The organism is Paraburkholderia flagellata, assembly GCF_021390645.1.
GTDB lineage: Bacteria > Pseudomonadota > Gammaproteobacteria > Burkholderiales > Burkholderiaceae > Paraburkholderia > Paraburkholderia flagellata.
This window is the reverse complement of the sequence record NZ_JAJEJT010000004.1, coordinates 99,746-122,944: the sequence shown is the minus strand read 5'-3', so window position 1 is coordinate 122,944 and position 23,199 is coordinate 99,746. Positions and strand designations below refer to the sequence as shown.

At 59.8% G+C, this 23,199-nt stretch carries 19 protein-coding genes and 1 pseudogene; 8 read left to right on the top strand and 12 right to left on the bottom strand.

Going from position 1 to position 23,199, the window contains the following annotated elements; genetic code table 11:
- Nucleotides 1–63: 63 nt before the first annotated feature.
- Entirely contained in the window at nt 64–708 is a 645-nt protein-coding gene (locus L0U83_RS31200) for a TetR/AcrR family transcriptional regulator (RefSeq protein ID WP_233888058.1), read from the bottom strand.
- Between the two features lie 282 nt (nt 709–990).
- On the opposite strand from L0U83_RS31200, the gene mhpA reads away from it, so the two are divergent.
- From mhpA to L0U83_RS31170, 6 genes are all read left to right on the top strand, one after another.
- The gene (gene mhpA, locus L0U83_RS31195) at nt 991–2,610 is read left to right on the top strand and encodes a bifunctional 3-(3-hydroxy-phenyl)propionate/3-hydroxycinnamic acid hydroxylase MhpA (RefSeq protein ID WP_233888057.1); all 1,620 of its coding nucleotides are present in this window, start codon (nt 991–993) and stop codon (nt 2,608–2,610) included.
- A gap of 15 nt (nt 2,611–2,625) precedes the next feature.
- A complete protein-coding gene (locus L0U83_RS31190) occupies nt 2,626–3,684 on the top strand; it encodes a maleylacetate reductase (RefSeq protein WP_233888056.1) in 1,059 nt (352 codons plus the stop codon).
- A 33-nt stretch (nt 3,685–3,717) separates the two neighbouring features.
- Entirely contained in the window at nt 3,718–4,581 is an 864-nt protein-coding gene (locus L0U83_RS31185) for an intradiol ring-cleavage dioxygenase (protein WP_233888055.1), read from the top strand.
- A gap of 196 nt (nt 4,582–4,777) precedes the next feature.
- On the top strand, nt 4,778–6,040 hold the full coding sequence (locus tag L0U83_RS31180; protein ID WP_233888054.1) for an MFS transporter: 1,263 nt from the start codon (nt 4,778–4,780) through the stop codon (nt 6,038–6,040).
- A gap of 88 nt (nt 6,041–6,128) precedes the next feature.
- Complete coding sequence (locus L0U83_RS31175) at nt 6,129–7,244, top strand: porin (RefSeq protein ID WP_233888053.1); 1,116 nt, start codon at nt 6,129–6,131, stop codon at nt 7,242–7,244.
- A gap of 20 nt (nt 7,245–7,264) precedes the next feature.
- Nucleotides 7,265–7,561, top strand: a complete 297-nt coding sequence (locus L0U83_RS31170) for a Dabb family protein (RefSeq protein ID WP_233888052.1) — start codon at nt 7,265–7,267, stop codon at nt 7,559–7,561.
- 179 nt (nt 7,562–7,740) lie between these two features.
- Here the strand turns inward: L0U83_RS31170 and L0U83_RS31165 are convergent, their stop codons facing one another.
- The 11 genes and pseudogenes from L0U83_RS31165 to L0U83_RS31115 form a co-directional block, all read right to left on the bottom strand.
- The gene (locus L0U83_RS31165) at nt 7,741–7,944 is read right to left on the bottom strand and encodes a cold-shock protein (RefSeq protein ID WP_233888051.1); all 204 of its coding nucleotides are present in this window, start codon (nt 7,942–7,944) and stop codon (nt 7,741–7,743) included.
- A gap of 536 nt (nt 7,945–8,480) precedes the next feature.
- Nucleotides 8,481–9,560 (bottom strand): TDT family transporter, encoded by a 1,080-nt coding sequence (locus L0U83_RS31160; protein ID WP_308445103.1) that lies wholly within the window; start codon nt 9,558–9,560, stop codon nt 8,481–8,483.
- A 158-nt stretch (nt 9,561–9,718) separates the two neighbouring features.
- Nucleotides 9,719–10,222 carry a DUF2306 domain-containing protein gene (locus L0U83_RS31155; RefSeq protein ID WP_233888049.1) on the bottom strand — a complete coding sequence of 168 codons (504 nt, stop codon included), beginning with the start codon at nt 10,220–10,222 and terminating at the stop codon, nt 9,719–9,721.
- A gap of 62 nt (nt 10,223–10,284) precedes the next feature.
- Entirely contained in the window at nt 10,285–11,112 is an 828-nt protein-coding gene (locus tag L0U83_RS31150; protein WP_233888048.1) for an alpha/beta fold hydrolase, read from the bottom strand.
- A 23-nt stretch (nt 11,113–11,135) separates the two neighbouring features.
- Nucleotides 11,136–12,005 (bottom strand): alpha/beta fold hydrolase, encoded by an 870-nt coding sequence (locus L0U83_RS31145; protein ID WP_233888047.1) that lies wholly within the window; start codon nt 12,003–12,005, stop codon nt 11,136–11,138.
- A 13-nt stretch (nt 12,006–12,018) separates the two neighbouring features.
- Nucleotides 12,019–12,702: a dienelactone hydrolase family protein gene (locus tag L0U83_RS31140; protein ID WP_233888046.1), complete on the bottom strand. Its 684-nt coding sequence runs from the start codon at nt 12,700–12,702 to the stop codon at nt 12,019–12,021.
- A 124-nt stretch (nt 12,703–12,826) separates the two neighbouring features.
- Nucleotides 12,827–13,693: an AraC family transcriptional regulator gene (locus tag L0U83_RS31135; RefSeq protein ID WP_233888045.1), complete on the bottom strand. Its 867-nt coding sequence runs from the start codon at nt 13,691–13,693 to the stop codon at nt 12,827–12,829.
- An 846-nt stretch (nt 13,694–14,539) separates the two neighbouring features.
- Complete coding sequence (locus L0U83_RS31130; RefSeq protein ID WP_233888044.1) at nt 14,540–15,016, bottom strand: hypothetical protein; 477 nt, start codon at nt 15,014–15,016, stop codon at nt 14,540–14,542.
- A gap of 73 nt (nt 15,017–15,089) precedes the next feature.
- Complete coding sequence (locus L0U83_RS31125) at nt 15,090–15,248, bottom strand: hypothetical protein (RefSeq protein ID WP_233888043.1); 159 nt, start codon at nt 15,246–15,248, stop codon at nt 15,090–15,092.
- Nucleotides 15,249–15,342: 94 nt separating this feature from the next.
- Nucleotides 15,343–15,792 (bottom strand): annotated as a pseudogene (locus L0U83_RS31120) (hypothetical protein); the annotation flags it as partial.
- 224 nt (nt 15,793–16,016) lie between these two features.
- Nucleotides 16,017–16,406: a GNAT family N-acetyltransferase gene (locus L0U83_RS31115; RefSeq protein ID WP_308445090.1), complete on the bottom strand. Its 390-nt coding sequence runs from the start codon at nt 16,404–16,406 to the stop codon at nt 16,017–16,019.
- Between the two features lie 1,663 nt (nt 16,407–18,069).
- Between L0U83_RS31115 and L0U83_RS31110 the strand changes: the two genes are divergently transcribed.
- Together L0U83_RS31110 and L0U83_RS41060 are read left to right on the top strand one after the other, a co-directional pair.
- The gene (locus L0U83_RS31110) at nt 18,070–22,548 is read left to right on the top strand and encodes a metallopeptidase domain-containing protein (RefSeq protein WP_233888041.1); all 4,479 of its coding nucleotides are present in this window, start codon (nt 18,070–18,072) and stop codon (nt 22,546–22,548) included.
- Between the two features lie 310 nt (nt 22,549–22,858).
- Nucleotides 22,859–23,182, top strand: a complete 324-nt coding sequence (locus L0U83_RS41060) for a four-helix bundle copper-binding protein (RefSeq protein WP_233888040.1) — start codon at nt 22,859–22,861, stop codon at nt 23,180–23,182.
- The last annotated feature ends 17 nt before the right edge of the window (nt 23,183–23,199 follow it).

The window sequence follows — 23,199 nt, the reverse complement described above, 5'->3', positions numbered from 1 at the left end:
TCTCAGCGAAAAGCCGAAGACTGGTGAGACGTTCTGGCAGCGAGCCCGCCTTCGGGAGAAGAGTTACTTGACCACTGATGCCGGCCGGGGGCGCGCAGCCAGTTCCATAGCTGCATCAATACCGATGCCGGTCATGCACAGTAATCGAACCACGATCTCTTCCTTGACGCCACCCGAAAGCCGGTCCGTCGTGATTGCGAGACTCGCGCCGACGATGGCATGCGCAGTCAGGTGCCACACGAGATCCGGATCCGACACGCGGAAAACGCCTGCGCTGATGCCATTGCGCAGGTCGCGAATCGCAAACGGGCCCATACGCCGGAAAAGCGCATCGGCGATGACTTCCGAGCGATACAGCATTTCCTTCCAGCTGATATCGGTAGTCGCGGCCTCAAGCACAGTACGAATTCCGAACGCGTAGACCGCTGCCGGGTCCGCCAGGCCAGCGGTCGCCTTTTCGATGCGCAGCGCCAACTCGTGCATCATTTCCTCGAGCACTGCGATTGCGAGTTCGTCCTTGGACTTGAAGTAGTTGTACACGGTCCCCGCGCCGACGTCGGCGAGTTCGGCGATTTCCAGCATCGTGGCGGCATCGATCCCTTTTTCGCTCATGATCGTGCCCGCAGCCTTGATCAAAGCCTCGCGATTACGACGCTGCCTGCGCGCTACGCGCCCTTCCTGCTCGCCCTCATTGGCCGGTGAATTCATCGAAGTCTACCCAGATTCATTGTTGACGATGATTCTAATACGAATTGCGCTTGGGCAAGCGCGGCTCCAGCCTGCCCATGGGACATCGTTTGTTTGCGATCCTCTAATATGACTAACGGTCAAAATTGAGTGTTTACCATATGTGACGAACATTCAATTTTGATCTACATTCTGTCTCAAGCGAAGTGCAGAGGTCATCCGACCGGGCGGCGGTTATCCGTGTAGCCAGCATCACTCTTCGCACCGGAAGCCCAGCAGGGCGACGAATCAAGGAGACAGTTCATGAATGCCCACGCTTCAACCGCAAACCCCCACTTCGACGCCGATGTAGCCATCATCGGCGGCGGCCCCGTCGGCACGTTGCTCGCAATCCTGCTCGGTCAGCGCGGCAAGCGGGTCACGCTGGTCGAGCGCTGGTCGCAGGCCTACGGCCGTCCCCGCGCGGTGACGTACGACCATGAGATCGCCCGGATACTCGCGACGCTTGGGATCGACTCGGAGCACGACTCCGCCATCTCGTACCACGACGAGCTGTACTACTGGAAAGACGTGCGCGGAGAGAACCTGCAGATCGTCGACTGGCAGAGCCAGTCGGCGTCGGGCTGGCGCGTGCGTTACTGGTTCAACCAGCCGGACCTTGAAGCGCGTCTCACGAGCATCGTCGACGGCATGCCGGTCGTCACGCAGTTGCGCGGCTGGGAGGGCACTGAACTGGTCGACGACGGTGACGGCGTGACGGTATCGCTCACGCGCAACCCTCAGGAAGCCGGTGCCAGCGGCGAAACCCGCACACTGCGCGCGAAATACCTGGTGGGCGCCGATGGCGCGAACAGCTTCGTGCGCAACGCGCTCGATATTGAGAACGAGGACAGGGGCTACTTCTTCGACTGGCTGATTCTCGACCTCATCCCGCAGGAGGACTACGTCGCGCAGCCCATGCAGTGGCAACTGTGCGACCCGAAGCGCCCGACGACGATCGTGCCAGGCGGCCCGGGCCGCCGCCGCTGGGAGTTCATGGTCCTGCCTGACGAGTCGGCGCAGGAACTGCAGACGCCAGAGCGCGCATGGGAGCTACTCAAGCCGTGGGGCATGACGCCGGAGAACGCGGAACTGGAGCGCAGCGCCGTCTACCGCTTCCAGGCGCGCTGGGCGAAGACGTGGAACCGCGGCCGCTGTGTCATCGCCGGCGACGCCGCGCATCTTATGCCGCCGTTTGCGGGCGAGGGAATGTGTGCGGGCCTGCGCGATGCATTCGCGCTGGGCTGGCGTCTTAACGCCATTCTCGAGGACAAGCTGTGCGACGCGGTGCTCGACAGCTACACGACGGAGCGTCTCGAACACGCGAAGCACTACATCGAGTTCAGCCAGGAGCTTGGGAAGATCATCTGCATCGCCGACGAAAAGGAAGCGGCCGAGCGCGACGTGAAAATGAAGGCCGATCTCAAGGCGCGCAATAACCAGCCGGTTCCGACCGATGTTTGCCATCTGGGCCCGGGGGCCTGGTCCGCCGAATCCGCGCATGCGGGTGAGTTGTCGGTGCAGGGCGTGGTCGACGTGAACGGCACGCGGGACCGCTTTGACCAGGCTGTCGGCCACGGCTGGTTTGTGATCGGTCTGGATGCCGATCCGGCGCACGCGCTTGGCAGCGAGCGGCTGGAGCAACTGGCGCTTCTGGAAGGCCGGACCGCGCGGATCGGCACGCCGGGCGCAACAGGGACGCCTTGCGACGCAGTGGATATCGAAGAGACGTACAAGCGCTGGCTCGCAGGCATCGATGCCACGTATGTCGTACTGCGCCCCGACTTCTACGTCGCGGCCACCGCGAAGGGCGCGGAGTTGTTGCGCCAGCGCTTCGACGAGCTCGTCGCGAAGCTCCAGCTTCGCGTCGGCGAAGTCGCCTGAGTACGGAGTCCGTTCATGACTGCGAGCTTTACCTACGAAATCAGTCCGGGCCGCGTATTGTTCGGCCCCGGGACCATCGAAGCCGTCGCGAGCGAAATCGGGCGGCTCGGCGCAAAGCGCGCGCTGATTCTCTCGACGCCGTCGCAGCAGGCCGACGCGCACAAGCTGGCCGAACAGATCGGTCCACTGGCAGCAGGCGTTTTCAGCGAAGCGGCGATGCATACGCCGGTTGCCGTGACGCTCAAGGCGCTGGCCGCGTTCGAGGCGGCGGCCGCGGACTGCGTGGTCGCCCTTGGTGGCGGTTCGACAATCGGGCTTGGCAAGGCCATTGCGTGGCGCAATGATGCACCGCAGATCGTGGTCGCGACGACCTATGCGGGCTCGGAGGTCACGCCGATCCTCGGCCAGACCGAGGATGGCATCAAGATGACCATCCGCGGTCCGAAGATCCTCCCGGAAGTAGTAATCTACGATCCCTCGCTGACGCTCGGCCTGCCCGTTGCGATGAGCGTGACGAGCGGCTTGAACGCGATCGCGCATGCGGTGGAGGGCGTCTACGCGCGAGATCGCAATCCGGTGACGTCGCTGATGGCCGTCGAAGGCGTGCGGGCGCTGCGTGATGCGCTGCGCGTGATCGTCGTGCACCCGGACGATCTCGCTGCGAGGACCAATGCGCTTTATGGATCGTGGCTGTGCGGCTCGGTGCTCGGAACGGTCGGCATGTCCCTCCATCACAAGCTTTGCCATACGCTTGGCGGCAGTTTCGACCTGCCTCACGCGGAAACTCACGCCATCGTGCTGCCGCATTCGGCGGCTTACAACGCCCAGGCCGCAGCCCCGGAACTGCGACCCCTCGCAGATCTGTTCTGTGACTCGATCGGTGGAGGGCTTTACGACTTCGCCCGCTCGCTCGGCGCGCCGCTCGCCCTGAAGGACCTCGGCCTGAAGGAATCCCAGCTCGATGTCGCGGCGGACCTGGCGGTGAAAAATCCGTACTGGAATCCACGCCCGGTCGAGCGTGAAGCCGTCCGCTCGCTGCTGCAGCGCGCGTGGGAAGGCGCGCGGCCAGAGTAGCGGTTCGTCTATTCATTATAAGGAATCCACAACATGTCACAGTTCTTTACCGAAGAGGGCTCGGCTCAGACAGTCAATGCACGCATGGGCGCAGACGTCGAGCCGCGCCTGAAAACCGTCATGGCATCGCTCGTGAAGCACCTTCACGCGTTTATCAAGGACGTCCAGCTCACGCAGGAGGAGTGGGAGGCCGCAATCGGTTTCCTGACCCGCACCGGGCAGATTTGCGGCAACGAGCGCCAGGAGTTCATTCTGCTGAGCGACACATTGGGGGCGTCGATGCTGGTTGATGCGATCAACCACCGTCGCCCTGCTGGCGCGACCGAGAACACCGTGCTCGGCCCGTTCCATGTCGTGGGCGCGACCGAGCGGGAGATGGGTGCCTCCATCACGCTCGACGGCAAGGGCGAAACCTGCGCGTTCGAAGGGCGCGTGGTAGACATCAATGGCAATCCGGTGGTCGGTGCGCGGCTCGACGTATGGTCCGACAACCCGGACGGCTTTTACGACGTCCAGCAACCGGACATCCAGCCGAAGTGGAACAATCGCGGCATTTTTACGACGGGCGCGGATGGGCATTACCGCTTTATCGGCATCAAGCCTGTGTCGTACCCGATTCCAGACGACGGACCGGTGGGCAAGATGCTCGCCGCGCTCGGGCGGCATCCGTACCGGCCCGCGCACATGCATTTCATCGTGACTGCGCCCGGCTTTGAGAGGATCGTGACGCACACGTTCGCGGGCGACGACGCGTACCTCAACTCCGATGCTGTCTTCGGCGTCAAGGAGACGCTGGTGGCGCCGTTCGAACGCGTCAGCGATGGCAGCACGGTCTGGCGTTCCCCGTTTGACTTCGTGCTGGCCCCCATTGGCAGCAGCGGAACCGCTGGAGCGTGACGTTGCTGTGCGCTGTGCGCCGCTTGACAGAGCTGTCCGGCGGCTAAGGTGGATCACGGGCCCGTCGCCCCCGGCGTCGGCAGGTCCAGATCGAACGAGAAAAGCCGACAGAAGAGTGCGCATATTAATAAGCAATGCAAAATAAATCGAGCAGATCAGTTCGACCCAATTGCAGACATATCCAAGGAGACGAAACATGACGAAGTCTGGTGAGGCCTGGGATACGGCCTATGAGTGGAAGGCGGTTGCGCTGTTGTCAATCGGGTTCGGCCTGGTGGGTATTGATCGCTTCATGATCATGCCGCTCTTTCCGATCATGATGCACGAACGCCATTTCGACTATCAGGACCTCGGCTATATTGCCGGCGCCCTGGCAGTTGCGTGGGGCTTTGCGTCGATTTTCATGGGCAGCCTTTCGGATCGCATTGGACATCGGAAGGTGATCATTCCGGCGATGCTGGTGTTTTCGGTGCTGTGCAGCGCGAGCGGTTTTGCGGCGGGCCTCGGCACATTGATCCTGATCCGCGTGCTGATGGGGTTCTCCGAGGGCGCCTATACGCCGGTGAGTATTATCGCGACGATCGATGCGTCCAAACCGTCGCGGCACGGCTTCAACGTCGGACTTCAACAAACGATGATGCCGTTGCTCGGCTTGGGCGTCGCGCCGATTCTCGTCACGCAGTTGCTGAAGGTCGTGCCGTGGCACTGGATCTTTGCACTCGCGGCCGTGCCGGGTCTCGTCGTTGCGTACCTGCTTTACCGATGCCTGCGAAACAGCGATGCGAAGACAGCGGCACGCCACACACAGACTCACGACGCCGCACGGCACAGGTGGTCGGACGTATTCCGATACCGGAACATTCCGCTCAACATCATCGGCATGTTCTGCTGGGTGACGAACCTCGTGATCCTCCCAGCGTTTCTGCCGAGCTACCTCACCGAGTCGCTGCATCTGGACATCGAGCAGATGGGTTTTGTCCTCTCGGCAATTGGTTTCGGTGGCGCGCTGGGTGCGCTGGTGATGCCGTCGCTCTCTGACCGCCTCGGCCGCAAGCCGGTGATGATCCTCTCCGTGGCGGGTGCACTGGTGTTCCTCGCGCTGCTGATGCAATGCGATACCAATCCGCCGAAGCTGTTCGCATGGCTCTTCATGACGTTGTTCTTTGTCTTTGCGTTGATCACGCTGACAGTCGGTCCGATCAGCGCCGAGTCGGTGCCGGCCCGGTTGATGACGACAGCATCCGGTCTCGTAATCGGTGTCGGTGAGGTCTTTGGCGGTGGTGTCGCGCCGGCTCTCGCGGGGTATGTAGCCAAGCACTACGGAATCGCGCACACGATGCATTTCGCACTGGTCGCACTCGTGGTTGGGTTCGTGGTCGCGCTCTCGCTGAAGGAAACCGCCCCGGTTCGCACTTCGCGGCGCGCGCCCGTGCCGCTCGGCTCTGGAATTGCTGAATGACGCATCAGCCTTAAAAGAACGGCACGAACGCTGACGCAGTTGTGCTGGCACAGGCCGGCGCAACCGCGCGGCACAGGAGACCATAGAGATGAAGCACAGCAGGATTTCACTGTGCGCAGGCCTTATTGCGCTGACCATGTCCACGGCAGCATCCGCGCAGGGCAGCGTGACGATCTTTGGCCTGCTCGACGCAGGTGTGACGTACGTGAACAATCAGCAAGGCGGGTCGAAGACATTCCTCGATACCGGCATCTTCGCGCCGAACCTGCTGACGTTGAAAGGCACGGAGGAACTGGGTGGCGGCAGCCGTGCGCTTTTCGAGCTGACCTCGCAGTTTGACCTCGCCAGCGGCGCCATGATTCCCGGTGCAGGCGCGCTGTTTAATCGCACGGCCTACGTTGGATTGTCGAATGACCGGCTCGGCACGCTGACATTAGGAAACCAGTACGACTTCATGTTTGAGACGCTGACGCTCGGCTTGTTCGACGGTGCGTTTCTCGCTGGTGGCATTTATGACTTCCGGCAGGGACCATTCACGTCGCTTGGCGTGCCGGACAATCCAACGGGGTCGTTCGATTTCGACCGGATGGGCGGCGCAACCCGTGTCGCCAACTCGGTTAAATATCGTAGTCCTGATATATACGGGATTCACATCGGTGCGCTGTACGGATTCGGCGGAGTCGCGGGTGACTTTACCGCGAACTCGACGATGAGCTTCGGAATTGACTATGCCAACGGCCCGCTTGGACTGGGCGCAGCGTTCGTCAACGTCAGGTACTCGGGCCTGTATGAGGGGCTCAATGGGAGCATCCGCAATTTTGGATTTGGCGGACACTACCAGTTCGGGCCCGTGCTCGCGATGCTGCTTTACACGAACACCGCGAATACAGCGAGCGGCGCAAAGATTGACGTCTACAAGACCGGTGTGCAGTGGAATATCACCGCAGTCTGGACGGCGGGTCTGGACTATTCGTTCATGCAGGGCAACGAGGTGCTGGATAACAATCGGGCACATCAGCTCAGCGGGGTGGTCCAGTATCACCTGTCGAAGCGTACCTTCCTCTACGCAGAGGGCATTTATCAGCACGCGAGCGGAGACGGACCGGTCACACAGGCGTGGATCAACGCGCTGAACCAGCCGGGCAGCGCGTCGACGACCGGTTCACAGGTGCTCGCTCGCGTCGGTGTTTCGACACGCTTCTAGTTCAAACCATAGGTGCAGATGTGATCAAGCATATCGTAATGTGGAACCTTCGCGGGCAGTCGGCGGCAGAGAAGGCCGACGTGGCTAACCTCGTCAAAAAGGCGTTCGAAGGCCTTAACGGAAAAATTCCTGGAATGATCCGGCTCGAGATCGGCATTGACATTAGCCGTATCGACTATGCATGCGATGTCGTGCTCTATTCCGAGTTTGGCGACCACGACGCGTTGGAGGCATACGCGACGCATCCGGAGCATCTGCGCGTTCGGGACGAACTAGCAGGGATGCGCACTAGCCGGTGTCAGGTCGACTACTCTTGAGGCAGGTCGCGTCGCCGAGGCTGGCACAGGCCACCAAGAGCCATAGACCACGACCGCGTGCCAGTCGACCAGTAGCGAAAACGCGCGCCGGGCGCGTGATCGCGAAGCGACGGTGCGCGGAAAGACGATCGGCCAGCGAAGGCTGGCCGATGATCCCGGACAAGCGGGTTGATGGTTTGTTACTGCGGCGTGATGTTCGCGGCCTGCTTGCCCTTGGGGCCCTGCTTCACTTCGAAACTGACCTTCTGGTTTTCCTGAAGGGACTTGAAGCCGTTTCCCTGGATTTCAGAGAAATGCGCGAACAGATCTTCGCCGCCGCCATCCGGCGTAATGAAGCCAAAGCCCTTTGCATCATTGAACCACTTCACAATACCTGTCGCCATTTTCCTGAATTTTCCAAAAAGTTTTACGCTGTTGTCACGTTCAGCTGAGCGTGAGGCTTTTCTTGTACCACGTAAAATTCACCGCCGACAACCAGGGGCGCTCCGTCTTATTTTCCTGAGATGTCGCGACCGCAGGCCACGGCCGCGCAAAGCCCGGCGTGGGTCAGCCACTCGACCCGCGGCTGGTGCAAGGTCATCAGGGCCGCTGGCTCCCGATTCAGCTCACCGGTTGCGGCGCGCCCGGTGGTCGGGCGACGGGGGAGCCGCCTGGCGATACAACCGTGACGCACGGGCTGTTATGTCAAGGTTCGGGCGAACATTCCGGGGTACGCGCGCAGTCGGCAGCTTCTAGGTCAGTGCGCCGGTGTTCGATGCGGTTCTCCGGGGACCGAATGGGTCGTATCGACCCGTTCCTGCCTTTCATGTGCAACCGATAACATGGTCCGCTCTAGCGACTGCAACAGTCCTTCGATTTGGCACCTTCGCATCGTTCCTCTCAGCCAGCGACGATGCTTGGGTGTCTGCTTCCAACAGCCTCAGTCGCCACGCTTAACGAGACAGGGAGCGTGAAACAGGTTCCCTTGCCATATCCCCTTGACGGTATGGAGAACAACCAGTAGCCAAAATCCGCCCAGCGCACAGGTCAAAACGGTGCCAAACGCCGCAAACACAACGAACTGTGTTGATCCGTACAACGCGAATGTCGACCCGGCGTAAACGCCGATCGGGAACGTGAATCCCCACCACCCCATATTGAAAGTTATGCCTTCAAGGAAATAACGAACAGTCATTATCACGGCGATTACAAGCCACCACAGCCCCGCGCCCCAAAGAAGCAAACCGCCGAGCAAACCTGCGTCTCGCGCAACAACCGCGACCGGGGCGAGCGCAGAACCGGCAAATGCAGCAGGAGCCGCGTTGCCAAGCAGCAATAATCCCAAGGACCCTGTGCCGATCGGGCCCAGCGGAAGCCACGATGATGCCGCCAGATCACCATGAGGCAGTTTATAGAGCGTCAGGCGCATAAACATGATCGTGAGGATCGAGAACGCCAGCGGTATCGAAATCGCCCATAGCAGGTAGCCGGTTCCCAACATCAACTGGGCAGCGCCCCTCGGGAGGCGAGGAGCGAGTACGCCTGCGCTTGACGCCACCACTTCGGGCGCCACGACTGGCAATAGCCACACGGCTGTCATTTGATCGGCAGAGTGGTGTTGTGTCGAAAACATCCGGAATGGCACGAAGCATGCAACCGAAACGGCCAGTGCAGCGTCGAACCACCAGAATGCCTGTGCGATGCCAGGCGCCCTCGCGCCGAAGATGGGAGGGCCGAAAATGCTCAAGCCATTGATCACCGGCACCATACCCATCGGAATTGCACCGAGAAACATCGACTGTACTGGATGGTCGAGCAACGGCCGAATGGTTTCGGGAAACCATATCAGTCTCGCGACAACTAGCACGGTAAACGTAACGAACAGCAGGCTGGCGAGCAACCAGAGCGCTTCCGCTATTGCGAACAACCCACGGTACTTAAACGGTAACGCGAGCAAGACGAGAAAGACAATACCGTTGCCCATGGTCATCGCAAACCAGCTCGGCGTAAACTGCCGCACTATCTCTTGCCGGTTCCTCACGTACCTGAAGGGTGTGAAGTCCCACTTCGCAGGCTTGGGACTATCCGTCCGATTTTCCATTGCAACCCCCCAGTTAGAGCGTTCTTAGACCGCCGCTGAACTTTGCGCCGCTTCGAAGCGGCGCACCCAGTGTTCCTTCACTCCAACGTCGGACTGCGTGATGCATACCCCTTTAGCAAAATACATTGCGCGCTTGCGTAGATCAGGAAGATCAAGAAGAGAGCGCCATAGATAAGCTTCAAAGCCGGCGCGTCCGGGCTAGTGAATAAGGGAGCGCCGGGAGGAAGCCTTAGCCCGGTTTCTGTGATCCCGGGGATGAAGTGAAAGAGCAGGGTCGCGCTATATCCGACCACTTCGATGTAGATTGAGAGGGGATGATGACTAAACCGGGTTCCAGCCGAGGCAGCCACGACCAGCGCAATCAATGTCAGGATGCTGAGAACGTGCGGCTTGCCAAAGCCGCCATGATGGAAAATGAAGAGACCGGTGGCCGCGGTAATCGCCGTGCTGAAAAGGTACGCTTTGCCCAGCCACGTTTGCGTACGGATGAACCCAGAGCGAAATATCGAAGCGAAACCACAGATCAGTGCCACGAGACTTACGAGCGTGTGGAACGTACCCAACGGCGATAGCGTCGACATGACTTCCTCTCAGTTAGGTCTGAGCCGAGAGCCCGATTGAGATCGTCGGTCCTGAGAACGTCTCAGGCCGCACGAACGAATTCGAGCAGGTCTGCATTGATTTGCTCTGGATGAGTCGTCGCCATGCCGTGCGGAAATCCGGGATAAATCCTCAACGTCGCTCGTTTGAGCAGCTTGGCTGAAAGCGGTGCCGAGTCGGCGAGCGGAACGATCTGGTAGTCGTCTCCGTGCAAGACGAGCGTGGGTACCTCGATGCGCTTGAGGTCCTCCGTGAAATCCGTTTCGGAAAATGCCTTGATGCAGTCGTACAGGGCCTTGGCTCCGCCCATCATTCCCTGCCTCCACCAGTTTTCGATAACGCCTTTGGATACCCTGGCACCCGTGCGATTGAATCCATAGAATGGGCCAGACGGTACGTCCAGGAAGAATTGCGCGCGGTCATCGAGAAACGCTTTGCGAAAGCTGTCGAACACCTCGATGGGCAGTCCTCCCGGGTTCACCTCGCTTTTCACCATGATGGGTGGCACTGCCCCAAGCAGCACCGCTTTTGCGACTCGCCCCTTTGAGTGACGCGCGACGTATCGAGTCACCTCTCCGCCTCCCGTTGAGTGCCCGATATGTATGGCGTCGCGTAGATTGAGCGCGGTAACGAGTTCGTCGACGTCCGCCGCGTAGGTGTCCATGTCGTTGCCCGTCCAAGTCTGGGTCGAACGGCCGTGACCACGCCTGTCGTGTGCGATGACGCGGTAACCGTGCGAGAGAAAAAACAGCATCTGCGCGTCCCAGTCGTCCGAAGTCAGAGGCCAGCCGTGGTGAAACACAACGGGCTGTCCGGTGCCCCAGTCCTTGTAAAAAAGGGTGGTGCCGTCGTGGGTCTTGATGCTGTTCATCGTTCAATCCTCCTGGCGGAATTTCAGTTTGCTGTCGCGGCGAAGCTGACAATGAGATCGGCGCACAGGCGCGGTTCCTGATGGTGCGGGCCGTGCCCGGCTTGCGGGATTAAGAAAAGGTGCAAGGATCGCCATGACGGGATCATTGCGAACCAGTTCTGAACGGGGAAGACGATTTCGTGGTCGCCCGAGATCACAAGCATGGGTATGGAGGACGCTGCAAGTGTCTCGCGGTAGTCGCCTCTATCGATGAACAACTCGTCCGCGGGGCCGGCGCTGCTTTGCAAGAGCCGCAGATAGGTTTCTTCCGCAACAACGGGGCTGCGATCGGAGTTGCGCTGGGCAATCCGCTCGCGCGAGGCTTTCGCGGCGGCACGACTGCGTTCCGACGCGGGCTCGAAAAACAGTACGATTTCGTCATCGAGATCGTTGTCGAATTTGAGCGCGCGCTCAAAGAACGCCTGCTCTGGCAAGTGCTGGACCTTGCCCGGAGGCGCCGTTCCGATGAGGATCAGCTTGCGCACACGCTCTGGATGCGTAATCGCCACCACCTGAGCGGCTTGCCCACCCAGCGACCACCCACCCAGGAAAAACGTCTTCAGGTCCAGTGCGTCGGCGAGGTCGATCACGTCCTGAGCGAGTGAGCGTGGATCGTAGCTGGCTTCACCGGTCGATGAACCCAGTCCCGAATAGTCGAACGTCACGACCTGAAAGCGCTCGGCGAGGGCATCGAGAAAAGCCGGGTCCCAAACGTCAAGCACGCCACGAAAGCGCACACACAGGATGAGGGGCTCGCCGGCGCCAATCGAGCGATAGGCAAGCTTGCGGCCGTTGGTCTCTACGTACCGGGTCGGTGTATCGATGGCGCCGTGAGGGTTGTGAATCTGGTTCACGTAGATTCTCCGTTCAGTGGGAAAGATGTTCGGTAAGGAACGCGTAGGAGCGTGCATTCGCGGTGGATGTTGCGAGCGCGTCGTAGTGAACGCCCGTGTGGCGGGCAAACGCGTGATGGCAGCCGGCATAGCTGTGCGTCGTGACGAGCGTGTGGATGCGCGCCGCGTCACGGATCCTTTGTTGTGCGGGCCGAGGCATAAATTCGTCGTTTTCGGCCAGATGCATCAGCAGGGGCATCCGGACCGATGGCATTTCGCCTAGGTAGGTATCCGTCTCTGCGCCGTAATAGGCACAACTGGCATCCACGTCGCACCGGGCAGCCGCAAGGAAGGTCAGCAGGCCGCCGAGGCAAAAGCCCATCACGCCGACGCGACCCGACGCGCCTTCGAGTTGACGCGCCGCATGAACGACCGCCTGCACATCCCGAACACCGAGATCGCGGTCATATTTGTTGTATAGCTCGAGCCCTCGTTGCCACTCCGCTTCGTTCCAGCTGTTGAGGTCGAGACCGGGGGCGTCGCGCCAGAACAGATCCGGCGCAATAGCGATGAAACCCTGATCAGCGAGTTCGTTACAGGTGGCTCGCATGTCGGCGTTCACGCCGAAGATCTCCTGCAGCACGACGACTACTGGCGCGGTTTTTTGCGGGCGCGCCACGTAAGCACTCATCTGCCCGTCTGGCAGGTCGAACTTCACGTACTCACGGCTCGGTCCCATGTTCGCTCCTCCTGTGTTGGAGCAAGTGTGGGCGATCCGTTATTGCTCGTATTGGACGAGACCGGCGTTTTTGTATGGGAGCGTCACGCCGTCGATCTGTCTTTCACGATGCGCGCATGCGCCGGTACGCGCTAGGCGTCACGCCGTTTGCGGCGGTGAATACCCGGCTTAGATGACTCTGGTCGGCGAAACCGCAAATTTGGGCGATCTCGGCAAGAGAAAGGGCCGTTGAATCGAGTAACTCGCGAGCGCGCCGAGCGCGCTGCGCTAGCCGCCAGCGATGCGGTGGCATGCCGGTCGTCATACGGAAGGCTCGCTCGAACTGACGGCTCGAGAGACCGCAAGCGGAAGCCACTGCTTCTACGTCGACGTCGGCTGCGAGATCGTCGAGCATGATTTCCATGCTCCGCCGTTGCTGCCATGCCGCAAGCTTGCCGCCACGGCGACGCTCGGTCACCCGCAAACCGCCATACCGAACTGCCATATGAAGGCGGATGGCTCCGAACACGTAGTCGGCAAGCAAGGCGGAAGCTTCGTGTGGGCGCCGCAGGATTGGCAACATCGAGGCTGCCAGGCCGAGCGCGTGGTCGTCTACTTCGGCTTGCGTCGAGGCGTGGCAGCTGAGTGAGTCAACGCGCGGCCTCCCGAACTCGTCGGACAGTTCGTGCAGGGAACTCAAAGGTATGAAGAAATTCATGGTCTCAAATGGGGCGTGAAGATCGGCGACCCAACACTGGCGCCAGTCCACATATCCAACTGAGCCTGCGGGATGCGCGGGAAACTCCAGTCTTCGGCCATCCATCCACCCGCCGTGTGCAGGGACGAACTGCATGGGGATGATCACCATGAAACTGTCGATGATGGGATTCGGTTCGAGAGGGTTCGGGTCGGTCCACGTGCGAAGAAAGTGGGCGCACGATATCCCGTGATGCGCGAACGAGCCAACATCGAGTGTCTGAAGTTCATCCATTCTTTCTGATGGAACAAACTTTGCCGCACTGCCCATGTCTCACCTCCAATCGATCGATGTTTCGCTTGATTTCCTCAATTTAATACGCTGCAGTGCTCAGGATTCGTGTCCGGGCACAGTGGCTGATAACTATTGATTGAATCGACGGCAGGGCGCTTTCCCCAAGGCTTCAATCCGCGACGGGATAGGGACATATTGCCGGATACGCAGTGCCGTGTCTCGAACAAATAGCGTTGGCATCGGCAGGTACAGATTCGCGTTTGGAATTTGTAATGAAATGGGCGCCGAAGTCAGCTGTCACGTCTTTTATCCGGCTCGGGCGGCTTGTCCGCCTGAACACCCGGTTTGCTTATGGGTGTCAAGAATTGACGTGGCTTCTTCGAATGACAGAAGTTGGGCCAATCACCGTGCAACGGGGCGGCACCTGAAACCGGATTGCGGCTTGCCTTTGCATAATGGCCACGAACGGATCTCGGCGCGACGCTCCATAGGCCATCTCGATGCGATGGCCAGCGACTGCGACTGGCCAAACTGAGAAGTCGAGATTGTTCGTCGGAGGCTGGGCTCTGCCATCGCCACAATCGCGACTCGTGTCTATCTATGACCGTTCTGCTGCGCGCGCCTCGCCGTACAGGTCGTTTGACGTCGATCAGTTTTCAGCCGTGCTGGCAACTGATTCTGGCGCGGGGAACACGTACGTTCTTGCTTGTTGGCCTGGGTTCCGTAGTTGCCCACCGTCTGCTCACGGCGTTTTGCCTACGGCCTGACGCGCTGCGCTTGCCCTATTGAGAAGGATCGAACGTCAAATCCATTTGCGCCAGCATATGCGCGGGCGGTGCAGAGGTCTCATTCCGGTCGGACTTGATTCCGCATTTTTAGTGCGTCGTCGAACGCTATCAGCGCGCGTCCTAGGTTAGACGTCTCGACTTCAGAACCTCTTCGCTCCATCAGGCGCAGCGATATCAGCTTTTCGGCCCTTTCAGCGGCCTTCTCGTTCGATTCTGCTTCCCACTTTTCTCCGACTGGGGCGAGCGTTACGGAATTTCTACTCAGCGTCTCTGGGAAGGTTATTGCGCTCGCTCCCATGCGCAGAAATGCGATGTCGCGGTCGGACGTTCGCGTGCGGAGGAGGTTGAGTTGTCTTGCGTCCTCTTCATTCGCGTTCGGCCGAAGCAATACAATCGCGGCGATCGCGCACACAACCGTGATGCCGATAGCAATCAAGTCCCGAATATTTCCTTCCGGCGTTTGCGCTACCGCTACGCCAACAGCGATGATCAATCCAGCGGCCGCCAAGCCTTTGTCCCATCCGCGAAGACTCATTGCTAGCTCCCCAGGTAGTGCCCCAGTCTGAGCGAATATATCCGAAATGACCGATGTAATCGGGCCGCTACACTTACCCACCCAGCACACTTTCAATCTTGTCGCGCTGGCCGGCGCGGTGACCTTGCCGGGCGCCCTTCCCGCATCGCGCGAACACCCGTACCCGGCCGCTGGTCTTGCGGAAGGGTGCCAATGCAAGTATCGAGATCACTGCGATGAGCAGGCCGAGCACGGCCCACTCCCCGGTGGAGGCTTTCTCAATGCTTGGTAGCCCCTCAAGCAGTCGATCACAACCACCTAGAAGTCCACTTCTCATGATCTTCCCCTACCAGCCACAAGCGTGCTTGCTCCACGATGTGGCGATTGTGGTCCTTCAATGGACCCATCGCGGCGGCAGCTTTCCAGGCCACCGGGCCGATTCGGTTTTTTTTGCCCGAGGGCGCGCCCACCAGCAGGCAGTAAGGTCCAAGAGGAAGCGATACGAACGGAAGGACCGGACTAGCGCGCACGCGCCAGTCGATGAAGGGCGCCTCGCTGATGAGCAGCGGCATGGGCAAACCGTAAAGCACACTGAAATCGCACAGCGCCAGTTGCTCCCGCACACGCACATAGATGCGCCGGATATCATCGACAACCGCGGCGCGGATTTCATCCTCAAACATGGGCCCCTGCGCGTAGCGTGTGAAGGCCTCCTGGGCGTCCATCTGATATGCGCTGAACAGACCGAGCTCCACGCAGTCCGCCACTGCGCGCTGGACCTCCGCCTCAGAGCCGGCGTTCCCACATTAGTGCCTTCTGGTTTTCGCTGTAATAGATCCGGGGTCTCTGCTTCATGTGCAACGCTCCCGCTGCTCACGCAGCCGCTATTGCGTTGCATTGACCGGTTCAATCCACAACCCACTTCTGCCAGTCGCCATCTTACGATCCTGGCCGCGGCTCTCAGAGAGTCAACCGGACTTCCGTCCACGTCACCAAGAGACTATGACAGCGCGCACGACCGTTAAGTGCCACGCCACTCCATCTCAACTATCCGCCGCCCATCAAAGCCGTTGATCCGATATCTATCCAAAGATTGAGAGCCGTTACGCTGATAGAACGATAGCGACGACCCAGTATGGCACCAGAGACGGATTACCGCAGAATGCGAATCTGCTCTTGCCCATGTGACGACCTGTTGCACCAGCAAGCTCCCAAATCCTTTTCGTCGGTGAACCGGATCGACCCAAAGGCCCCCGACGCTATATTCGTCATTGTCCTTCTTAACGCCGAAGACGAAAGCGGCAACGCTTTCAGGATGCACAACGATGAACATTCTGGACCCCTCCAGCGTAGTGACTTTTCTGGCGAAGGTATTCCAGTACGCGTCGTCGCGAGCGCTGGCTTCTTCCACAGTCTCCCAGTACGACTGAGGGTCGCAACCAAGCGCCCTCAGACGGAGAGCCTTTAACAAACGCCATTCGTCTGGTTGCAGGCATCGGATCGTGAACTCAGAGGTGGTCACGGCAAAACCTCACGCGGACATGCTTTTGGGATCAGTTACGATATAGGCGTATCCGGCGCGCATCGTTGGGATTGGCACCTCTGACCATTCTGGTCCATGTTGAGCGCAGACAGCCCTATTACCGTACGGATGCCAATGAAATCGCGGTGCGGACCGCGCACGAGGCCGCCGAGGTAATGGTATAAGTTCCTCCCGTTGTCCTATCGAGCGCTCAAAGAGGTTGCGATGTCCTGCTACATGTCTCCGGCATTCGCATCCTCCGGTGGTTCCTGCTAAACCACAAAGGAGAGTCAATGAAAATTTCTCGGTTTGAGAGCGCGCCTCTCGCTGGACGTTTTCAGTCAATTTATCGATTAAACACTTCTTTATTTCGCGCTCTCCGCTCCCACGCTCGTAGAAATTCACGTGACCTACCATCTCCACAAAATGGTGGACGCAATAACGATTTGCATCGACTAGCATCGCGTGTCGTCTTGGAAAGCCGCCAGTTCCCAGATGCCGCAATTTGCTTCGAAGCACGCGAAGATGAGATGTGCTGCCGGCTCCTCGGCACCGAAGCCCCAGCCGGCCGTAACCTGTCGGGAGTGTGAGTTCGCGGATGCGGGAATCTGACATTCGGCTGCTCGATGCCACCGCCGTCAGTAATCTGCGATGTTGCTGACATAGAACTCAAACCCACCCCGATGTCGGCAATGGCCGAAATGTATCTGTAGGCCGCACATTATGTCCACGATCTTGCATCAGCAATGATCGCGTCGATACATGTTTGCAGCCCGAAGTCCGGTGATATGAGCGCCCCCCCGTCGAGGAAAGGCAGGCGTTGTTCTTTCCTGAGATCTGGAAGCCTCAACGTTCAGCGAGAGTCACAAACGGATGCTCCGCGCCTATCCCTAAGAAACCATGGAGAAATCCTGAACCGCATTTGATTGCTGACATGCAATTGGAATCATCGGCGCCGCCAGCACATCACAATAAAGAGCAAGTACGAGCATCCGCGCATCGGCGGCTTGAAATATGAAGATGCGAACTCTATTCTTCAGGAGCACGCCCGAAGGCTGTCGCATAACGCCCCCCTTCAGGTTGAACGATCCCTTTGACGCATCGAGGCGGCGGCCCGTACCAGCGCGCCGAGGCTAGCAATACCCATTCAGACTGATAGTAGGCCTCGTTCTTTTTGGCGACCTCAAATCAGCGTTGCCCGGCCGCCTGTTGTCACAATTGAAAATCGCTAATTCAAATCCGCTTCAAAAGGCATCAAGAATTGTTTTCATTTGATTGTCGGTGGCCAAATCGCTAAGCCGGTAGCGGCATCTTGCACTCGCTTGCTCTGCGTGCTCTATAAATAAGGAGTGCGAATTTGTCGACACCTGAATCATGAACTCGCGACTCCGAACAATCGCCTCTGGGACCAAGCGACGTCACACATGCGCCCGCAGGGCACGCCGCAGTCGAGGCGTGCGTGCGCCGTGCGCTCGCGCATCAAGAAACGTGTTTCAGCGAGGCATAGTTTGAGTGTCAGAATCGACTTCGCTTTCCGCACGGAGGACCCGCAATGTCCACCACCGCAACGAAGGGCCATCACCAGCACGAGGCGCGCTATAGCCATTGCCGGCCCGTGCGCCACCACGGAAGATTTGCCGCGCTTGGCCCGCGGGCAATCCTTCTTCTGCGCTCCCACGGCACCGAACTCGTTGCCGCCGGCGACCGTCGCGTCGAGTCGTTTCAACTCCGGGACGGCAAAGCGGCAACCGAATGTCACCCGCTGTGGTCCGCTGAATTGCCCGCGGCGGCTTTCGCATTGGCGGACTCAGGGTTGGGTCCTCTCGTCGCATGGAATACAAAGGGGCAGGCGAACCTTGGTCTGTTTCGGGCTGGTCAACTCTCAGTATTGACCAACGTGTCAGGAACTGTGACAGGACTGACGTCTTCGCGATCGGAAGCGTTTCTCGCGTTGTGCACGCCAGATCACGTTGCACGCTTGCTTCGCATCGATGTTGCCCGAGGCGCGGTCCTCGCACAGCAGCAGCTTGCCAATGCAGCCGTTGATCTTCAGGTCGACCCGGGGGGCAGTTGGGTGACGGTCACCGATCGCACGGCCGGGACCGTTTGCACGGTGCCAGCGTCGCTAGCTCGCCCAGTTCAGGCCGCACTGCACCAGGCGAACCGGCAGGCAGCGGCGCAAGGTGATGCAGCACGCGCACACGGGGACGTCTGCAGTTGTGAACGGCGTCTACCTATCTGCGACTGCTGCAGTAAGGGAAACGCCTGCAATGGCGGAACTGGGTGCACGGGAGGAACGGGGGGGACCGGCACAGGAGGGACCGGCAACACAGGGGGGGCGACGGGCGGGACCGGAGGTAACGACGGAGGCTGTCAGCAGGGAAGCGCCGGCGCACCAACGGGCGGTGGCGGCACAGTCGTCGGCCAAGGCGGAAGTGTCGGAAAGAACGGCCCTGGAGGCGGCGTCGGGTCCTGCTGGCTGGATCTGCTTTGGCCTGTCAATCGCCTCATTCCCACGGGCGACTACGTTATCGCCGTCGACCGAGCGCAGCGCAACGTCGCGGTGATCCATGTTGACCCCTTCCGGGTGGTCGAAGAGCGGCAATTTGGCCGTGGCGGTGCGACGATCGCGGTCGACCGCGAGGCCCCGGTGATGCTCACGCGCTCCTCGGAGCAGGCCGGCGGCGTCATGGAGATTACCCGTCTGGACCTCGCCGATCAAAACGTCAACGAACTCACCCGTCTTGTGCCGATACTGCAGCCGCTGGACAGCGGCGTATTCTATGGCGGTCTACAGACCGATTCGCTGATAGACGGACACGCGTCTCCGACCGGCCCCATCAACATGCTGATATTCCCGATCATCGAGGGAAACCAGACCTTCGGTGACCCGGACGTTAGCAAGTTTGCTGCCTATCTGGACCGCGTGATGGAACCTCACGTCCACGACTACTATGTTGAGAACAGCTATGGCACGCTGAACAACATCGCGTTTTCGGTATTCGGTCGCGACATCGGTCCGGAGGGTCCTCCGATCAAGCTACCCCGCACGTTCCTCACAGACTATTTCTATCCGCCCTATGTACCCGCCACACTGACCCTCACCCGCACAGGAATTCCGGCCGGTTCGAACATTGTGTTTGACGGGCGGGAATCGTTGCAGGTTTTGGTGCAGCCGGACGGGATGCTGGCGCCCGCGACTTTAACAGTCCCGTTCGCCGCGTTGGCATTTAGCCGCCAGGAGGACCTCTATCCGGTCGAGGTGAAGTTCGACCCGGCGGATACCTTGACGCTTGACGTGACGACGCCGGGCGGCACGAATCTGTCGTTGCCACTCGCATTCACGGCCGCCACGATCACCCTGAACAACGACGCGACATTGGCCGGCCAACTCACCGCAGTCGCCACGTATCTGGACACGGTCCTTCACAACGCTGAAACGGCAGCGGGTCAAGCGGCACGGCTTTTTGCGATGCCTGACGTGAAGATACTCACGGTGCCGGGCAAAGATTTTGGCACGATGGTCATCACCGTCGCAGGGGCGACTAACACCGGTCCACTTCTTGCCGTTACTGGCGCAACGGGCACGGCGGTTGGGACCGATCCGATCGGGCTGGCGGGCGCGATGCCCGGCGCACAGCCCCCGGGGCCATCTCTTGCGTCGTACCTTAACCTGATGTTTGCCATCGCTGAAAAGAACGCCGGGTTCGATGACTCGACGCGGCGAGTGGACGACGTGTCGGTGACATTTGATGGCGCCTCCGGCGCACTCACAACCACGATCCCGGTGGGCACCTCGGTCGGTGGCCCGACAGCTGCGGTCACGCTAGCCGGCTCGACAGACCTGGATGCGCTGTTCACCAGTTCCACAACGCAGCCAAACAGTGCTAGCACGCCCGACTGGGCCGACGCGGTGCGCGACGGAGGCCAGCTGTTTGCCGACGTGTTCACGGCCGCGGCGAAGCTCATCTCTGGCAGCGGCCAGGACCCTAAGGCTGTGTTTGCGCAAACTCAAGGCGCAATGCTGATTCCCGTCAATACGGCAGTCAGCAGCGCGGATCCAGAATCTGTGCAGCCTTGGGAAATGTGGAACGTCACCCCGCTGAATAGCCCGTTCATCTTTCGCGGCTACGAGCTGATGGCCACCATCGCTGATTCAGACGATTCATCAATCCAGCTCCAGGCGGTATGGACCCTTGACTTCTTTATCCAGTCCGGAGACACGGCCTTCCCCGCGACCGACGTCGGCAAACCCGATGTCGCGATGATGTGTCACGAGATTGGCCACTGCATCGGATTTCGCGACCTGTACTTTCATACGGGCTATCGCGAGGACCTCGCGTACTTGGGTGACTGGGCCATCATGTGCAACCACTGGCGCAAGCCGCATCACTGCGGCTACCACAAACAGGAGGCCGGTTGGATCACCCCGGACAGAGTCATCACGATTCCTCCCGCGCAACCGCAGGTCCCAAGCACGACAGAAGCGCTGCTCGTGCCAATTGAGATGTGGGACGACAACATGCCTTCAGATGCGCGCGCCGCATTCGGTGCAAGCGCAAACATGCCAGTTGTTCAACTGATTCAGCTGGATCTCGGCGGAGACGAAGCCGTCTACGACCTCATAGAAGCTCGCCAGACAGGCGCCCTGTTCAGCCAGCAGTTGCCCGTCACGCCGGGAATCATCATCACTAATGCGCTCCAGGCGTATGACGACCAACGCTATGCCTTTAACGGGAACTACCGACGCGAGTGTCAGCTACTGAACCCCGACAACATTCTTCAGAATCCAGGCGACAGCTTTGATCTTGGCAAGGCCCCCGCATTGCCAGCCGCAGGCATCACGGTCACCGTGGTGGACATCAAAGTGGTGCGAGCCGTAAGCGTTTTCCACGTCAAGGTGGATCGCAGCAACACCGACTTTATCGACCTCTATTTCTCAAGTAGCAACCCGTACTACAAAAATCCAGACCTCTACGTTGACTGGGCTGGCGACAATCCCAGCAAGAGCGTGACTGACTTCGATCAACGACCTGTTGGTACGCCAACAGATCAGGGAGACGACGTGCACGTGCCACCACAAGGTACTGAACTCCACTGGCTGGTGGCGCGCATTCGCAATCGCGGCGGCGTGCAGGCCGAGCAGGTGAAACTGCAATACAGTATGTGCGTTCCTCCGGGTGGTGGAGATCGGAGCGGCAACTTCCAACCAATGGGCACCGTCACGCTCGATCAAGTGCCCGGTCATGACGCCCCAACGTACGGTGTCTTCGAATGGGACGTGCCCGCTGGCTTTGGCGGACACACATGCATTGCGGTTGAAGTCGCCGACTACAAAATACCTCTCGGTTCTGACGGCTCTGCGCTTGCCACGGCAGATGTCTGGCTCGCAAACAATCACGCCCAGAAAAACGTTGATCATTTCGTGCCGCTCCAGGCGAGCCCCTATGCGCCGACTGAATTCCTCTACAGCGTTCACAATGACGCTACGCACGTCGAATACGCCTACCTCGAGCCCGACGGTCTGCCATTTGGCATGAAGCTTACTGTCACCCCGCATGGCCAATATGTGAACCCCAAGACCACCGTCTTGTTTCATTGCACGCTTGAACTCGACGACAGCATCATCGACGCGGGCTGCAGAAGTGACCGTCAGTTCCGCCTTGTAACCTGGCGCCGGGATGACCATAGCAGCGTAAGATGGGGCGGTGTCCAGTTCAAGGTAAGTCCGCGCAAGGCAGTGAACGTGACGCTGAATGGCTCTTGGGATTATGGCAACCTCGTTCGTCTTGACGGGAAGGTCGCCCCCGACCCCGGCGGCGGGACGGTGCGTCTGTGGCTCGCGTTTTCCAATGTTGATCCGGTCTGGGTGCCTGTTTCAGCGGGCGCCGGCGGGGCCTTTAGCTGGCAGGGAACCCCACCGGCTGGAGCGAATGCCCTGAACGTCGTCGCGAGGTTTGAAGGCAACGCCACCTACGGACCCGCGGAGTCACCCATGGTCACTATCCAACAGCCACCTCCGCTCACCTGAACTCCGCAAAAGTCCAGGGGAGTCCTTGCTGTGTATAGGCTCTGCCCCGGATACCCCGCGCAGCAATTCAGAATGGGTTGCCGTAGCGAACAGGAATGCCATTGCGCTCGTCCTGCTTGTGCTTGACCGCAAAGTCTGGTCAGGTCCCTTTCGGGAGACAGTCTTCTCGATGGTTGTTTCTTAACGAAGCAGGGTAAGTAGTCGTAATTTCACTCCTCAGAGCAATCCGCCTCACGGATACTGGACCAGAGCATCAGCCTGAGGAGGAGCGCAGGAAAGGCATGACCTCGCCGGAAACTGGAGCAGCACCATGAACACTGAAGCCTACCAGTCCTGCATCGACGCATGCGATGCATGCGCCGCCGCTTGCGACCGATGCGCGTCGGCGTGCCTCGAAAACTCTGGCGTTGCAGCGATGACCAAGTGCATTCGACTCAATGCCGATTGCGCATCCATGTGCCGCTTCACGTCCGCCGCGCTAGCTCGGCAGAGCCATCTCGCCCCCGAACTTTGTGCACTATGCGCGCGGATCTGCCATGAGTGCGCAGAGGAGTGCAGCCGTCATGCGCCTGAGCACTTTGGCACATGCAGTGATGCTTGCCGCGTATGCGCGGAAGCCTGCCGGGAAATCTGATGTCCTCGCCCGCCGAA

Excerpts from the sequence above, each read along its gene's own strand:
- L0U83_RS31200 (WP_233888058.1), bottom strand. The coding sequence starts at position 708 with ATGAATTCACCGGCCAATGAGGGCGAGCAGGAAGGGCGCGTAGCGCGC.
- mhpA (WP_233888057.1), top strand. The coding sequence starts at position 991 with ATGAATGCCCACGCTTCAACCGCAAACCCCCACTTCGACGCCGATGTA.
- L0U83_RS31190 (WP_233888056.1), top strand. The coding sequence starts at position 2,626 with ATGACTGCGAGCTTTACCTACGAAATCAGTCCGGGCCGCGTATTGTTC.
- L0U83_RS31185 (WP_233888055.1), top strand. The coding sequence starts at position 3,718 with ATGTCACAGTTCTTTACCGAAGAGGGCTCGGCTCAGACAGTCAATGCA.
- L0U83_RS31180 (WP_233888054.1), top strand. The coding sequence starts at position 4,778 with ATGACGAAGTCTGGTGAGGCCTGGGATACGGCCTATGAGTGGAAGGCG.
- L0U83_RS31175 (WP_233888053.1), top strand. The coding sequence starts at position 6,129 with ATGAAGCACAGCAGGATTTCACTGTGCGCAGGCCTTATTGCGCTGACC.
- L0U83_RS31165 (WP_233888051.1), bottom strand. The coding sequence starts at position 7,944 with ATGGCGACAGGTATTGTGAAGTGGTTCAATGATGCAAAGGGCTTTGGC.
- L0U83_RS31155 (WP_233888049.1), bottom strand. The coding sequence starts at position 10,222 with ATGTCGACGCTATCGCCGTTGGGTACGTTCCACACGCTCGTAAGTCTC.
- L0U83_RS31150 (WP_233888048.1), bottom strand. The coding sequence starts at position 11,112 with ATGAACAGCATCAAGACCCACGACGGCACCACCCTTTTTTACAAGGAC.
- L0U83_RS31135 (WP_233888045.1), bottom strand. The coding sequence starts at position 13,693 with ATGGATGAACTTCAGACACTCGATGTTGGCTCGTTCGCGCATCACGGG.
- L0U83_RS31130 (WP_233888044.1), bottom strand. The coding sequence starts at position 15,016 with ATGAGTCTTCGCGGATGGGACAAAGGCTTGGCGGCCGCTGGATTGATC.
- L0U83_RS31110 (WP_233888041.1), top strand. The coding sequence starts at position 18,070 with ATGTCCACCACCGCAACGAAGGGCCATCACCAGCACGAGGCGCGCTAT.
- L0U83_RS41060 (WP_233888040.1), top strand. The coding sequence starts at position 22,859 with ATGAACACTGAAGCCTACCAGTCCTGCATCGACGCATGCGATGCATGC.